13 protein-coding genes and 4 tRNA genes are annotated in these 14316 nt (G+C 55.6%); all 17 read left to right on the top strand.

What is annotated here, in order from left to right:
* Nucleotide 1: 1 nt before the first annotated feature.
* Entirely contained in the window at nucleotides 2-1132 is a 1131-nt protein-coding gene (gene rffA / locus OB87_RS10900; RefSeq protein ID WP_033569471.1) for a dTDP-4-amino-4,6-dideoxygalactose transaminase, read from the top strand.
* Nucleotides 1132-2382 (top strand): lipid III flippase WzxE, encoded by a 1251-nt coding sequence (gene wzxE, locus OB87_RS10895; RefSeq protein ID WP_033569470.1) that lies wholly within the window; start codon nucleotides 1132-1134, stop codon nucleotides 2380-2382. Before rffA ends, wzxE begins: the two co-directional genes overlap by 1 nt.
* The gene (locus OB87_RS10890) at nucleotides 2379-3464 is read left to right on the top strand and encodes a TDP-N-acetylfucosamine:lipid II N-acetylfucosaminyltransferase (RefSeq protein ID WP_033569469.1); all 1086 of its coding nucleotides are present in this window, start codon (nucleotides 2379-2381) and stop codon (nucleotides 3462-3464) included. The genes wzxE and OB87_RS10890 overlap by 4 nt, the downstream gene beginning before the upstream one ends.
* Nucleotides 3457-4797, top strand: coding sequence for an ECA oligosaccharide polymerase (gene wzyE / locus OB87_RS10885; protein WP_033569468.1), 1341 nt, complete (start codon nucleotides 3457-3459; stop codon nucleotides 4795-4797). The genes OB87_RS10890 and wzyE overlap by 8 nt, the downstream gene beginning before the upstream one ends.
* A complete protein-coding gene (gene wecG, locus OB87_RS10880; RefSeq protein ID WP_033569467.1) occupies nucleotides 4794-5546 on the top strand; it encodes a lipopolysaccharide N-acetylmannosaminouronosyltransferase in 753 nt (250 codons plus the stop codon). Before wzyE ends, wecG begins: the two co-directional genes overlap by 4 nt.
* Before the next feature lie 301 nt (nucleotides 5547-5847).
* Nucleotides 5848-7242, top strand: a complete 1395-nt coding sequence (gene thrP, locus OB87_RS10875; protein ID WP_033569466.1) for a bifunctional threonine/serine APC transporter ThrP — start codon at nucleotides 5848-5850, stop codon at nucleotides 7240-7242.
* Nucleotides 7243-7389: 147 nt separating this feature from the next.
* Nucleotides 7390-7466, top strand: a tRNA-Arg gene (locus OB87_RS10870).
* Between the two features lie 83 nt (nucleotides 7467-7549).
* Nucleotides 7550-7625 (top strand) — tRNA-His (locus OB87_RS10865).
* 20 nt (nucleotides 7626-7645) lie between these two features.
* Nucleotides 7646-7731, top strand: a tRNA-Leu gene (locus OB87_RS10860).
* A gap of 40 nt (nucleotides 7732-7771) precedes the next feature.
* Nucleotides 7772-7848: transfer RNA gene (locus tag OB87_RS10855), tRNA-Pro, on the top strand.
* Nucleotides 7849-7992: 144 nt separating this feature from the next.
* Nucleotides 7993-8328: a nuclear transport factor 2 family protein gene (locus OB87_RS10850; RefSeq protein WP_033569465.1), complete on the top strand. Its 336-nt coding sequence runs from the start codon at nucleotides 7993-7995 to the stop codon at nucleotides 8326-8328.
* Nucleotides 8329-8582: 254 nt separating this feature from the next.
* Complete coding sequence (purB, locus tag OB87_RS10845; protein ID WP_033569464.1) at nucleotides 8583-9947, top strand: adenylosuccinate lyase; 1365 nt, start codon at nucleotides 8583-8585, stop codon at nucleotides 9945-9947.
* Between the two features lie 11 nt (nucleotides 9948-9958).
* Entirely contained in the window at nucleotides 9959-10483 is a 525-nt protein-coding gene (locus OB87_RS10840; RefSeq protein ID WP_033569463.1) for a GNAT family N-acetyltransferase, read from the top strand.
* 13 nt (nucleotides 10484-10496) lie between these two features.
* Entirely contained in the window at nucleotides 10497-11276 is a 780-nt protein-coding gene (locus OB87_RS10835; RefSeq protein WP_033569462.1) for an amino acid ABC transporter substrate-binding protein, read from the top strand.
* Between the two features lie 72 nt (nucleotides 11277-11348).
* Entirely contained in the window at nucleotides 11349-12020 is a 672-nt protein-coding gene (locus OB87_RS10830) for an amino acid ABC transporter permease (protein ID WP_033569461.1), read from the top strand.
* A gap of 9 nt (nucleotides 12021-12029) precedes the next feature.
* Nucleotides 12030-12791 carry an amino acid ABC transporter ATP-binding protein gene (locus tag OB87_RS10825; RefSeq protein ID WP_033569460.1) on the top strand — a complete coding sequence of 254 codons (762 nt, stop codon included), beginning with the start codon at nucleotides 12030-12032 and terminating at the stop codon, nucleotides 12789-12791.
* Nucleotides 12792-12869: 78 nt separating this feature from the next.
* A complete protein-coding gene (locus OB87_RS10820) occupies nucleotides 12870-14030 on the top strand; it encodes a M20 peptidase aminoacylase family protein (RefSeq protein WP_033569459.1) in 1161 nt (386 codons plus the stop codon).
* The last annotated feature ends 286 nt before the right edge of the window (nucleotides 14031-14316 follow it).

The following is a 14316-nucleotide window of genomic DNA, read 5'->3' as shown; positions in this document are numbered from 1 at the left end:
CATGATTCCTTTTAACTCGCCACCGGTGGTGGGATCAGAACTGGAGTATATGCAGGCGGCGATGCATAGCGGCAAGCTCAGCGGCGATGGCGCGTTTACCCGCCGCTGTCAGCAGTGGCTGGAGCAGTATTCTGGCTGTGGTAAGGTCTTGCTGACGCCTTCCTGCACCGCGTCGCTGGAAATGGCGGCGCTGTTGCTGAACATCCAGCCCGGCGACGAAGTCATCATGCCGAGTTACACCTTTGTCTCCACCGCGAATGCCTTCGTGCTGCGCGGTGCCACCATCGTATTTGTCGACATCCGGCCGGATACCCTCAACCTTGACGAAAACCTTATCGAAGCGGCGATTACGAAGAAGACCCGCGCCATTGTGGTGGTGCATTACGCCGGGGTGGGCTGCGAGATGAACGCCGTCATGGCGCTGGCACAGCAATACGGGCTATTTGTGGTGGAGGATGCGGCACAAGGGATGATGTCGCACTATCAGGAGCGGCCACTGGGGGCCATCGGTCATATCGGTTGTTTTAGTTTCCACGAAACCAAGAATTACACCGCGGGCGGCGAAGGCGGCGCGACGCTTATTAACGCCCCCGAGCTGGCGGAGCGAGCCGAAATTATCCGCGAGAAAGGCACCAACCGCAGCCAGTTTTTTCGCGGCCAGGCAGATAAGTACACCTGGCGCGACATCGGTTCCAGTTATCTGATGGCGGATATTCAGGCGGCTTATCTGTGGGCGCAACTGGAAGCTGCGCAGCGCATTCATGAGCGGCGTTTGCAATTATGGCAACACTATGCGCGCGCATTCGCACCGCTGGCGGCGGCAGGCCGGGTGACGTTGCCGGTGATCCCTGCGGACTGCCGTCATAACGGCCACCTGTTTTTCCTGCGCCTGCGGGATGAGGCGGAGCGTTCAGCGTTTATCCGTCATATGAAAGAAGCGGAGATCCTGACGGTGTTCCACTATATTCCATTGCATTCCAGCCCGGCTGGTCGCCGATTTGGCCGTTTTGTTGGTGAGGACCGTCACACGACGCGGGAAAGTGAACGGTTGGTGCGTCTACCGCTGTTCTACAACCTGTCTGATCTTAACCAGCGTACCGTCATCCATTCGGCGCTGGGTTTCTTTTCCTGATGTCGCTGGCGCGTGCATCGTTATGGACGGCGGCATCCACGCTGGTCAAAATTGGCGCGGGGCTGGTGGTCATCAAGCTGCTGGCAGTGACGTTCGGCCCGGAAGGCGTCGGGCTGGCCGGTAACTACCGCCAGTTGATCACCGTGCTGGGCGTGATGGCCGGAGCGGGCATCGCCAACGGTGTTACCCGTGCGGTGGCTGCTGCGCCGCTGGATGCCAACCGGCCCAGTCTGTTGCTGGGAACGGCGGTATCACTGTCGATGGGCTGCTCGTTGTTGCTGGCGCTGGCGCTGTGGTTGCTGTCTGCGCCGCTGTCGCGCCTGTTGTTTGGCGATGATGCCTACCAGCCTGCAATTCGTGCGCTGGCCTGGCTGCAACTGGGCATTGCGAGCACCAGCCTGCTGCTGGCGATCCTGAAAGGTTATCAGGATGCGCGCGGCAATGCGCTGGCCGTCATGGCAGGTAGCCTGCTGGGGGCTGTGGCGTATGGCATTAGCGTTTGGCTTGGGGCGTATACCGGTGCGCTGGTGGGACTGGCGCTGTTGCCTGCATTGTCGTGCGTACCCGCGCTGGTGCTGTTTTTCCGGCGAACGCCATTAGGTTTGCGAGCGCTCACACCTGGCTGGTCATGGCCGCTGGCCGGTCAGTTAACCCGCTTTAGCCTGATGACGTTGATCACCGCCGCAACGTTGCCGGTGGGCTACGTGATGATGCGAAACCAACTGGCGAACCATTACACCTGGCAGGAAGTGGGCGTGTGGCAGGGGGTTACCACCCTTTCCGATGCCTGGCTGCAGTTCATTACCGCGTCATTCTCGGTTTATTTGCTGCCTGCGCTGGCGCGTTTGCAGGATAAACGTGCGGTCCGGCATGAGATTCTCAGCGCGTTGCGGTTTGTGTTGCCGGTGGCTGCCGCGACAGGCATGGCTATCTGGCTGTTGCGCGATGTGGTGATTCACGTACTGTTTTCCAGCGCGTTTTCGGCTATGCGTGACCTGTTTGCATGGCAGCTGGTCGGTGATGTATTGAAAGTGGGCGCTTACGTTTTTGGTTATCTGGTGGTCGCCAGAGCCTCGCTGCGGTTCTATTTGCTGGCTGAACTCGGCCAGTTCCTGCTGCTGACCGGATTTGCCCGTTGGTTGATTCCATTGCATGGTGCGCTGGGCGCGTCGCAGGCGTATCTGGCAACCTATGCGGTCTACTTTCTGTTGTGTTGCGGCGTTTTCATTCTGTACTGCAGGCGAGCATGACCACACTTATTCATGTCCTGGGGGCGGATATTCCCCACCATAACCAGACGGTGCTGCGTTTCTTTAATGATACGCTGGCACCGACGCTGCCGCCGCATCAGGTACGGCGCTTCATGGTGGTTTCGGCCGCCGATCTCTTTGAGCAAACCTATCCGGCGTTGCAGATAGCGCGTTTTGCTGACCAGAAAGCGCTGGCGCGCGCGGTGGTGGCGCTGGCGCGTGAGGATCGGTCGGCTCGTTTCTTTTTTCACGGCCAGTTTAACCCCTGGTTGTGGCTGGCGTTGCTGTGCGGCGGTATCCGTAAGACGCAGGCTTACTGGCACATCTGGGGGGCCGATTTGTATGAAGAAGCCCGTGGCTGGCGCTACCGCTGGTTTTACCGGCTGCGGCGAGTGGCACAGCGGCGGGTAGCTCGGGTGTTCGCCACTCGCGGCGATATCGACTATTTCCGGCGGCGTTATCCGGCTGCGGTGGCATCGCTGCTCTATTTCTCCACCCGTATGAGCCCGCACGCGGCGAGCCCACATGAAAAAGCGCCGGACGCGCCGTTGACCATTCTGGTCGGTAACTCCGGCGATCGCAGTAACCGCCATTTGGCGGCGCTTGACGCCATTCATCGTCAGTTTGGCGCACAAGTGCGGGTGATCGTGCCGATGGGTTACCCGGCGGGCAACCATGATTACGTTGAACAGGTGGCACGGTATGGGCTGGGGTTGTTCGGTACTGAGCGCTGCCAGGTTCTGCGCGAGTCACTGACGTTTGACGATTATCTGGCGTTGTTGCGCACCTGCGATCTCGGCTACTTCCTGTTTCACCGCCAGCAGGGGATTGGCACGCTATGTTTGTTGATTCAACTGGGCGTGCCGTTCGTTATCAGTCGTCATAACCCGTTTCGACAGGATTTGGCGGAACAGCGCTTACCGGTGTTGCTTGGCGAGGAGGTGCTGAACGAGGAGATGGTGCACGACGCACGCGAGCAACTGGCGCGAATCGATACCCGGCAGATAGCCTTCTTCAGCCCCGGCTATGTGCAAGGGTGGCGGCAGGCGTTGTCACTGGTGGCGGGAGACGGTGATGACTGAGTGGGCATTTTTGGGTTTGTGGCTGGTCTGGCTGGGCGGCGGCGGTGTGGTGCTGTGGCTGAGTGGGCGAGAGTTCCGCCGCTGGCGTTTCAACTTCAATGTGCTGTTTTCCTTGCTGTACCTGCTGACGTTTTATTTTGGTTTTCCGTTGACCGCCTTACTGACATTTCGCTTCGGGGTGGAGACTGCCTCGCCGCTGAACCTGCTGCTGGCGCTGCTGTCCGCCACGGCGTTTTACGTCATTTATTATGTCAGTTATAAAACCCGGCTGCGGTCTGCACCGCCTGTACCGCGACCGTTGCCGTTGACCATGACGCGGCTGGAAGCGCTGCTTACCTGCGGTTTGCTGGCTCTGGTGGCGCTGGTGACCGCAGCGGTGTTCTTTGCCAACAACGGCCTGTTGCTGTTCAAACTCAGTTCCTATAGCCAGATTTTCTCTCGCGACGTCGCCGGTGTCGCCCTGAAGCGCTTCTTCTATTTCTTTATTCCCGCCATGCTGATGTGGTATTTCCTGCACCAAACCCGGCGTGCCTGGCTGATTTTCCTGCTGGCGACCGTCGCGTTTGGCGGGCTGACCTACCTGCTGGTGGGCGGCACCCGCGCCAATATCATCATCGCTTTCGCTCTGTTTCTGTTTATCGGCCTGCAACGTGGCTGGATTGCGCTGTGGATGCTGGCGACGGCGGGCGGAGCGGGTATCGTGGCGATGTTCTGGCTGGCGCTCAAGCGCTACGGTCTGGACGTCAAGGGCGAAGAGGCGTTCTACACTTTTTTGTACCTGACGCGAGATACGTTTTCGCCGTGGGAAAATCTGGCCATGCTATGGCAACATCTCGACCAGATCACGCTACAGGGGCTGGCACCCATCGTGCGTGACTTTTATGTCTTTATTCCCACCTGGCTGTGGCCGGAGCGGCCCGCGCTGGTGCTGAACAGCGCCAACTATTTCACCTGGGACGTGCTGAATTATCATGCCGGGTTAGCAATATCGCCGACCTTGCTCGGTTCGCTATTGATTATGGGCGGGCCGTTGTTGATTCCGGTGGGCGCGGTCGCGATCGGGTTGCTCATCAAGGGGTTTGACGGCCTTTACCGCTACGGGCGGCAGGCGGAAAACCGTTACTTGTCCGCCGTGTTGCAGGCGTTCTGCTTTGGCGCGGTTTTTAACCTGATCGTGCTGGTGCGTGAAGGGCTGGATGCGTTTGTCTCGCGGGTGGTGTTTTTCTGTCTGGTTTTCGCGGCCTGCCTGCTGGCGGCCAAATTGTTGTACTGGCTGCTGTTGCGTGCTGGTGCGGTTACTGTTCGCGCGTCATCACAAGGAGAAACGGAATGAATGAGGCACGGCCGCAGGGCTCGATTCCGCAGTACCGTATTCGTGGCATCCCGGTGCAGGGTTTTCGGGATAGTGAGCAGTGTGTGTCGGTGTTGTTTGCGGGCGGCTCGCCGCATCCGGGGACGTTGATTGCCATCAATGCCGAAAAGGTGATGGCTGCCGATCGCGATGCGACGCTGCGTGAACTGATGTTGCAGGAGGGTAACTGCAACTATGCCGATGGCATCAGCGTGGTGTGTTCCATTCGCCGCAAATATCCGGGTGCTCAGGTGCAGCGTATCGCGGGTGCCGATCTATGGGAGGCGCTAATGCAGCGCGCCGGGCAACTGGGAACGCCGGTATTTCTGCTCGGCGGCAAGCCATCGGTGCTGGCGGAGACGGCGCGCAAGCTGCGTGAACAGTGGCAGGTCAATATTGTGGGCTCGCAGGACGGCTATTTCGCGCCGGAACAGCGCCAGGCGGTATTAGAGCATGTGCGTGACAGCGGCGCGCACCTGGTGACCGTGGCGCTGGGGTCACCGCGGCAGGAATTATTGATGCGCGATTGCCGCCAGCTGTATCCCGCCGCGCTCTACATGGGAGTAGGGGGGACATACGATGTGTTTACCGGACAGGTCAAACGCGCCCCGCCTATATGGCAGCGCTACGGGTTAGAATGGCTCTACCGCTTACTGACGCAACCCAGCCGCTTTCGCCGCCAGTTTAAACTGCTACGCTATCTGGCCTGGCATTTTGGCGGCAAGCTCTAGACACGCATCAGTGCGACGTCACCTGGTATGACGGCGATGGCCCGGTTGCTCGTCGTACCACTTTTTTTACCGCTTTATCGTTGTGATCAAGGTCTGTCTGCGCTGCTTATTTCATCATGTCCAGGTACAGGAAGAGTAGGAATCCGGTTTGCATTGCGGTATCTTCTCGGCCGTTTTTCCGGTCGGGGAACGGTGATGCCTTGCCGGGAGAGAGCCGGTATACCTATATGAAGCATGGCGGGTATAAAACAATAACGCGTTGATACCGGTGTAAAAAGGATCTATTTAAGACAGAGGTTATATGGCAAATACAGAAAAACAGGACAAGCTCCACCGTGGGCTGGAAGCGCGACATATCGAACTGATCGCACTGGGCGGCACCATTGGCGTGGGGTTGTTCATGGGGGCGGCCAGCGCCCTGAAATGGGCTGGGCCGTCTGTGCTGCTGGCCTATATCGTGGCAGGCATTTTTGTGTTCTTCATCATGCGGTCGATGGGGGAAATGCTGTTTCTGGAGCCGGTGACCGGTTCGTTTGCGGTTTACGCCCACAATTACCTGAGTCCGTTCTTCGGCTATCTCACGGCGTGGGGTTACTGGTTCATGTGGATGGCGGTCGGCATTTCGGAAATTACCGCCATCGGTGTGTATGTGCAGTACTGGTTCCCGACCTTGCCGCAGTGGATCCCGGCTATCGGCGCGGTTGCGCTGGTGGCGGCGGCCAATCTGGCGGCGGTACGGCTGTATGGTGAAATTGAGTTCTGGTTCTCGATGATCAAGATCACCACTATTGTGGTGATGATTGTGGTGGGCGTCGGCATCATTTTCTTTGGTATCGGCAACCACGGGCAGTCTACCGGTTTTGTTAACCTGACCGAACATGGCGGCTTTCTGGCCGGTGGCTGGAAAGGGCTGTTGTTCGCGCTCTGTCTGGTTGTGGCCTCCTATCAGGGGGTGGAACTGGTCGGTATTACCGCCGGTGAAGCCCGCAATCCGCAAGTGACGCTGAAACGGGCGATTAACAACATTCTGTGGCGTATCCTGATTTTCTATGTCGGGGCCATTTTCGTGATTGTGACCATTTTCCCGTGGAATGAAATCGGTACATCCGGCAGTCCGTTCGTGCTGACGTTCTCCAAGATTGGTATTACCGCAGCGGCGGGCATCATCAACTTCGTGGTGCTGACGGCGGCATTGTCGGGGTGCAACAGTGGTATGTACAGCTGTGGGCGTATGCTCTATTCGCTGGCTAACAACCGTCAGTTACCGGCCGCATTGGGACGTGTGACCTCAGGCGGCGTACCCGCTATTGGGGTGACGGTGTCCATCCTGTGTCTGGTGGCCGGTTCGGCGCTGAACTACGTTATTCCTAATCCGGAAAAAGTATTCGTGTACGTGTACAGCGCCAGTGTGTTGCCGGGTATGATTCCCTGGTTTGTGGTGCTGATAAGCCAGTTGCGTTTCCGCCAGCAGCATCAGGCGGCCGTCGCAGGCCATCCGTTTAAGTCGATCCTGTTCCCGTGGGTGAACTACCTGACGATGGTGTTTCTGGCCTGCGTGCTGGTTGGGATGTATATCAACGAAGATACGCGCATGTCGCTGGTGGTCGGTGGTATTTTCCTGGCAGCGGTCAGCCTGTTCTATGTTGTGCTGGGGCTGGGTAAAAAACAGCCGGAAATGCAAACGGAAACCGAGTAATCGTGGCTAACTGCGGGTGGTGACGGCGGATTGAACCGGGTTTTGACCGCAAATGAGCAAAGCATAAGCAAACGCATCATTTATGTGAAAAAAGCACTGGACAGGCCTATATTAAATCCGTACTATCCCCACCCGCAACGGCGCTACGCGCCCGTAGCTCAGCTGGATAGAGCGCTGCCCTCCGGAGGCAGAGGTCTCAGGTTCGAATCCTGTCGGGCGCGCCATTAAATTGGGCGCGGGAGCTGCGGAGGTACTTATTACCCCGTAAATCGAGTACCGGAACAACGTAGTAAAGCAGTGGTATATGGTGGCTATAGCTCAGTTGGTAGAGCCCTGGATTGTGATTCCAGTTGTCGTGGGTTCGAGTCCCATTAGCCACCCCAAATTTTAAAGTTTGTGATATGCGAAGGTGGCGGAATTGGTAGACGCGCTAGCTTCAGGTGTTAGTGTCCTTCGGACGTGAGGGTTCAAGTCCCTCTCTTCGCACCACACAGACAGCCGTAGTTGTGTAAGTGTTGTAAATCAGGATCGGCGAGTAGCGCAGCTTGGTAGCGCAACTGGTTTGGGACCAGTGGGTCGGAGGTTCGAATCCTCTCTCGCCGACCACCCTATTCTTAAGAAGCGGCAGTCCAAATCGGACTGCCGTTTTTTTATGGTTTTTCCCCACCGAATTTGCTTTTCACCCCCGACTGGTGTATCTCTTAATTTGAATTTTTATTCATTATATTTGCATTTAAATGGAGATTTGATATGTCAGTCATCAACCCGGTTGAAAAACAGTTTGCCGCCTACAATGCTCACGACCTGGCTGCCTTTTCTGCTTGTTTCCACGAGAATTTCCGGGCTTATCGTATGCCATCCGAGCAACCGAGCATGTTGGGCAAAGCCGCGTTGGAAGCCTTCTATCGTGACCATCGGTTCAATAACCCAGCGCTGCGTGCCGAACTGGTATCCCGCACTGTGCTGGGCTGCCATGTATTTGATCATGAAAAGATTTACGGCATCGCACCAGAACCGATAGAAAGTATCGCTGTGTTTGAAGTTAAAGACGAATTAATTACGACAGCATGGTTCTATTTTGCGTAACTATGCGTATGGATGATGCAATCTGCACGTGTTTCCGGTTTACGCTAATATCAATAGTAACCCGGCAGAAATACGAAGGATTGCATCGTTCCGGATGAAGTAATTGTGAACGAAATCATAAAACATTAAGGAATATGTTAGATCGATCGGGTATATAGGTGGGAATATCGCCAGTGATATAGTCGCCAACAAACAACAGCGTCGTCTTGACCCGCCTCTCTTTCCCCCATTATTACAATGTAAACGAGTGAGTTATGGCATCACATCTGATTGATTTTCTTCTTATTGGAAATAACTTTGGCACACCAGAAATGCGCGCCGTATGGTCAGAGCAGAATCGCCTGACCCGCCAGGTTGACGTAGAGATTGCGTTAGCACTGGCAGAAGGCGACCTGGGTGTCATCCCGCAGGACGCGGCCAGCACCATTGCTTCCCACGCCAACGCCAGTGCACTGAATATTGAAGAGATCGCCCAGGATGCGGTGCGGATGAAGCATTCTCTGATGCCGACCATTGCCGCCATCCAGAAACAATGTGGTGATGCTGGCGAATACATCCATTACGGTGTGACCACGCAGGATGTGGTGGATACCGCTACGGTATTGCAGTTGCGTCAGGCATTCGACATCGTGGTGCGTGACACCCGTTTGGTGGCTATCGAGCTGAAACGACTGGCGAAGAAACACCAGCATACGCTGATGACTGGCCGTACTCACGGTATGCAGGCGTTGCCGACCACCTTTGGTTTCAAGCTGGCGGTATGGCTGGATGAATTTGTGCGTCATTTGCAGCGTCTGAATGAAATCCGCGATCGGGTGCTGGTAGGCAATATCAACGGTGCCATCGGCACTTATGCCTCTTTTGGCGAATTGGGGCCGGAAATTGAACGCCACACCCTGACCCGTCTGGGTCTGAATACCCCGAATATTGGCTGGCAGTCTGCCCGCGACCGTTTCTCGGAATACGCGTCGGTGGCGGTGTTGATCAGCGGTACGCTCGGTAAAATCGGCAACGAGCTGTACAACCTGATGCGTACCGAAATCAACGAAATCGAAGAGCCGTTCTCCGAAGGGAAGATCGGTTCCACCACCATGCCGCACAAGCGTAACCCCGCTGCGCTGGAAGGGCTTGCCAGCCTGACAGCACCGCTGTTCAAGAGCGCGGCCTTGATCCATGAATCGATGAAAGTCGAACACGAGCGTGATGCTATGAGTTGGCGTGCGGAGTGGATCGCGCTGCCGGAAATCAACATCTATCTGTCGGCACAACTGCAAAACGCGCTTGGCATCCTGCGCGGTATGTCGGTGAACGAAAAGCAGATGCGCGCTAATCTGGATTTGCAAAACGGTCTGCTGCTGTCAGAAAAAGTGATGTTTGAAATCGGTAAGCTGCTCGGCAAGCAGACGGCCCATCATCTGGTGTACGAGTGCTCAATGGCGGCATTTGAGCAGAACCGCGAGTTCAAAGCGCTGCTGCTGGAGCATCCGGTGCTGTCGCAGCACCTGACATCTGATGCGCTGGATGCCTGGCTGGATCCAGCAAACTACGTCGGCAGCGCACCGCAGAAAGTCGATGAAGTTATCCAATACGCGGATGACACCGGCCTGCTGGCTGAGTGACGGGTGACGCCATGAGTACCGTATTTCGTCAGGCGACCTCTGCGGATGATGAAGCGTTTCTGGCGCTGGCGTTGGCCGCTTATGCGCCAGTGCGCGAGCTGGGCATCAAGTTTGACGCCGCTTACGCCGACATCGACATGGTGCGCCGTCATTTACGCAGCAATGGTGTGTATGTAATGGAGAAAGACGGGCAACTGGCTGCGTCGGTCACTATTCGTTATCCGTGGGGGCCGAATCCCGGTCCTTATGGGTTACCGCACATCGGTTGGTTCGCGACCCACCCGGACTTCAAACAGCAGGGATTGGGTAAACAGATGTTGGACTGGCTGGAGCAGGCGGTGCTGCAAGCGCAGTTAAAAGCGCCCGCCGTGACGCTGGGCACCGCCAAACAGCATCCCTGGTTGCTGGAGATGTATCGAAAATATGGCTTTCAGGAAGTCGGCCAGGCGGATCTAGGGAAGGGACACCTCACGATTTACATGCGAAAAGTCCTGGATCAGGACCTTTATCATCACTGGGAAAAGAAACACCCCTAAGAGGCGTTATTCGATGACTATGAAAAAAATTATCCTCCCTGTATTGGCTTTATCTGCGGTCATTCTGGCAGCAGGTTGCGACTCTCAGAACAGTGGCGAGAAGGTATTGCGTATCGGCGCCACCGGGCAGAGTTACCCGAGTTCGTTCAAGCAAGACAACAAGTTGGTCGGGTTTGATGTGGAAGTGGCGGAAACTATCGCCAAAGATCTGAACTACAAGGTTGAGTGGGTCACAGCGGATTTCAGCGGCCTGATGGGGCAACTGGAAGCCAATAAACTGAACACCATCGCCAACGTGGTGGCGATTACCCCAGCGCGTCAGGAGAAATACAACTTCACTTCGCCTTACAGCTACTACGGCAGCCAGATCGTCACGCATAAAGACAATACCAACATCAATACGCTGGATGACCTGAAAGGCAAAACCGTTGCTGGTGTATTGGGCTCTAACCACGTCAACAACCTGAAAAAAGCCTTTGCCGACGGCAGCGTCAACATTCGTACCTATGAAACCCGCGACGGTGCCATGAGCGATGCGCTGGCTAAACGCGTAGAAGGTTATATCAATTCCCGCCCGATCCTGCTGGCGGAAATCAACAAACGCAACCTGCCGTTTAAGATGGTGGGTGAGCCGCTGGTAGTGGAGCAGGTTGGCTTCCCGTTCCATAAAGATCAGAAAGGCGATGAACTGCGTAAGAAGTTTGATGATGAACTGAACAAAATGCGTAGTGATGGCCGACTGAAAGCCCTGTCTGTTAAATATTTCGGCGAGGACATCACGGCGGGTAAATAACCCGGCCTGCTCGCTCAACTCCTGTGACGCCAGCCTGATTCGCGGCTGGCGTCAGTGTTAATGGTATAACCCATGAATATCGATCTTTCCTACCTGCTGAAAGTTTTTCCCCAGGTGTTGATGTATTTGCCCACCACGCTGTTGCTGGCGGTGGTGTCGATGCTGTTTGCCATCGTATTAGGGCTGATGTTGGCGCTGGTGCGCGAGAGCCGGTTCATTGTGGTGGCGAAACTGGTGGAACTCTATATTTCGCTGTTTCGTGGTATTCCGTCGCTGGTTCAGTTATTCATCATCTATTTCGGGTTGCCGCAGCTGTTTCCGTCGCTTAACGGCCTGTCCGCCATGACGGCGGCGATTATTGGCTTTAGCCTGAAAAACTCAGCGTATATGGCGGAGATTTTCCGCGCAGCGCTGGCATCGGTAGATTTCGGGCAAACGGAAGCTGGTTTGTCGGTAGGGATGAACAAAGCGCAGATTTACCGCCGCATCGTGTTACCGCAGGCGATGCTCAATGCACTACCTGCGACCGGTAACACCTTTATTTCGTTGATTAAAGACACCTCGGTAGCCTTTGCGCTCGGTGTTTCGGAACTGTTTGCCGAAGGCAAGATGATCGCCGCCGAATCGCTGCGCTTCTTCGAAACCTTCCTGGTGGTGGGGCTGATTTACTGGATGCTCATCGTGGTTTACGCCTGGTTGCAGTCGCAACTGGAGAAGAAACTGAGCCATTCACGGCAGCGTTAAGGAGCCAATATGATTAGCGTAAAAAATCTGACTAAACGTTTTGGCGACCAGGTAGTGCTGAACAATATCAGTCTGGATATTGCTCAGGGTGAGGTAGTAGCGATCATCGGTCCGTCCGGCTCGGGTAAGTCCACCCTGTTGCGTTGCCTGAATCTGCTGGAAAGGCCGGAATCCGGCATCATTACCATCGGCGATCAATCGCTGGATACTCGCCGTTACACCAGCAAGGAAGAGTATGCGCTCCGGCGTCAGACGGCGATGGTGTTCCAGAATTACAATCTGTTCAAGAACAAGACCGCACTGGAAAACATCACCGAAGCCCTGATTGTGGTGAAGAAGATGCCAAAAAAACAGGCGGACGAGATTGGACTGTCATTGCTGGAACTGGTGGGGTTGCTGCCGCAAGCGCATAAATACCCGGTGACGCTGTCCGGCGGGCAGCAACAGCGAGTCAGCATCGCTCGTGCACTGGCGGTGGATCCGAAGGCGATCCTGTTTGATGAACCGACCTCGGCGCTTGATCCGGAACGTGTGCATGAAGTGCTGCAAGTTATCCAGAAACTGGCAGGGCAAAACACCACCATGGTGATCGTGACCCATGAAATGCAGTTTGCCAAAGAAGTGGCGGACCGGGTGATCTTCATGGCTGACGGGCACATCGTAGAGCAAGGGCCCGCGGAGAAAGTGATCAGCTTCTCCGACAACCCGCAGACTCGCCGCTTCCTGCGACAGCTGACGAACATTCAGGAACCATCAGAGTTCGATATCTGATCGATAACGTATTCACCTGCTGGCTCGACTCGTCGAGCCGCCCTGTCAGACAGGGCTAAAAAAGAGGAGTGACTTTATATGAAAGTTCATGTTCAGCATGAGCCATTGGCGCAGTTTATTCAGGCGTTCCGGCACGATCTGCATCAGCATCCGGAACTGTCTAATCAGGAATTTGAAACCACACGGAAAATTCGCGCCGTGCTGGAAAAAGAGGGGATTCGCATCCTTGACCTGCCGCTAAAAACCGGTCTGGTAGCGGAAGTGGGTGGCCTGCAGGACGGCCCGCTGGTGGTGGTGCGTTCCGACATCGATGCCCTGCCGATTGAAGAAGAATCCGGCGTTGAATTCAGTTCGAAAAACGCAGGTGTGATGCACGCCTGCGGGCATGACTTTCATTCTTCGGCGGCGTTGGGTGCGGCAATTTTACTCAAACGTATCGAGCCAGAACTGAAAGGCACCGTGCGTATTCTGTTTCAGGCGGCTGAAGAAACCGGGCTGGGCGCGCCAGAAGTGATCGCCGTCGGCGCGCTGGACGGCGCGGCTGCCATTTTCGGCATTCATAACGACCCAACGCTGCCGGTCGGCGTGATTGGCGGCAAAGACGGCGCGTTGACCGCCGGAGTGGACCGTTTTGAGATCAAGATTGCTGCCAAAGGTTGTCATGCTGCCAAGCCGCACGAAGGTAACGATCCGATCATTATTCTGGGGCAGTTGATTTCCTCCGTGCAGACCATTATTAGCCGCACCGTGCCGTCCGATAATAATGCGGTGGTGTCGATCACCCAGGTACACAGCGGCAGTACCTGGAACGTGATTCCAGATACCGCCTATGTCGAAGGAACGGTGCGTACCTTCAGTCAGGCGGTACGCGACCTGATTGAACAGCGTTTCCGCCAGATTGTGGCCGGTATCGCCAGCACCTTTGGCGCGGAAATCGAGTTTATCTGGCACGCCGGGCCACCATCGGTGGTGAACACACCGCGCTGGGTAGACTTCGCGTTGCAGGTCGCTGATGACGAAGGGTTTGAGGCGCGTCGTGTCGAGGCCAGCCCCATCGGCGAAGACTTTGCGTTCTACCAGCAGAAACTGCCGGGCACCTTTATGATGGTGGGCTCCGGCGGCCCTTATGCGCTGCATCACCCCAAATTTCGGGTGGATGATAGCGCGTTGTTCCCTACCGCACACTATCTGTACCAGTTGGCGAAGCAGAGTCTGGAACAGCTGTCGCAGGACGCCTGATTACCCGTCAGCATCTGATCAATGACAACGGCCACGGTTATCCGTGGCCGTTTCGTTTTGTTGTCAGCCAAACGAGACTTGTGGTTTTTTAGCGACAATCTCGATGTCTTGATGTCGTCAAAGAGAGACGAATAACTGTTTGAATTTTAAGTAATATTATTGATGGTGTCGCTGGCGTCTCTAATTGGCGACAGTATTGGCAAGGAATGCCTGATTTTTCAGCAGCTTAGTGATACCGGAATTCAATGAGACTCTATAATTAACTTGTTGTTTATCAGTTAGTTAT

Source organism: Dickeya undicola (assembly GCF_000784735.1).
GTDB lineage: Bacteria > Pseudomonadota > Gammaproteobacteria > Enterobacterales > Enterobacteriaceae > Dickeya > Dickeya undicola.
This window is presented reverse-complemented; position numbering and strand designations above follow the sequence as displayed.